This is a genomic window from Acinetobacter sp. Ver3 (assembly GCF_000632455.1).
In the GTDB taxonomy this organism is placed as follows: domain Bacteria; phylum Pseudomonadota; class Gammaproteobacteria; order Pseudomonadales; family Moraxellaceae; genus Acinetobacter.
In genome coordinates this window covers 1-651 of sequence record NZ_JFYL01000181.1, presented here as the reverse complement: position 1 = coordinate 651, position 651 = coordinate 1, and the positions used below count along the sequence as shown (strand labels likewise).

Below are 651 nucleotides of genomic sequence, written 5' to 3'. Positions count from 1 at the left end.
GGATTACCTACGTTTCCAGCTTCATCTTTAGGAGTAGCTTCGATTTTGTAGTCACCTTCTTCCAACTCAGCTTCTGGTTTATACGACCATTTACCATCTTCTCCTACTTCAACAGTGGCCTTCTCTTCGAAGCCATCTGGACCGGTGATCACGATATCCACTAGCGAACCTTTCTCACCTGTTCCTGTAATTTCAGGTTGAGGATCATTCGATTCGAAATCATCACCACCAATTGGATCAATAGTAATGTCAGAAGGAGGTGTTGTATCAACTTCTAACTGTTCTTTAGAAGTATCACCTTTGTTACCCGCTTTATCAGTCGGAGTTACTTCTATATCGTAATGACCTTCTGGTAATTCTTCAGTCGGTGTATACGTCCAGTTACCTTCTGGATCAACTTCTGCTTTACCTTCAGAGACAATTTCACCGTCTTTGTCTTTGATCACAACATCAACTATCGCTCCCGGTTCTGTTTTACCAGTAATTTCAGGAGTGGTATCGTTTGTCGGCTTAAGCTCATCGATGGTTAATTCAGGTGCTACTGTGTCAACCTCGAAGCTCTCTGGCTGAGATTCACCTGTGTTACCTGCTTTATCTGTTGCTTTTGCAACTACGTCATATTCGCCATCTGCCAATTCAACTGATGGTGTA

The 651-nt window shown here is 42.7% G+C and carries 1 protein-coding gene; it reads right to left on the bottom strand.

Annotated elements, in window-relative coordinates; all coding sequences use genetic code 11:
* The coding region (locus tag CL42_RS16260) for an Ig-like domain-containing protein (RefSeq protein WP_035271060.1) at window positions 1–651 on the bottom strand (651 nt) is incomplete at both ends.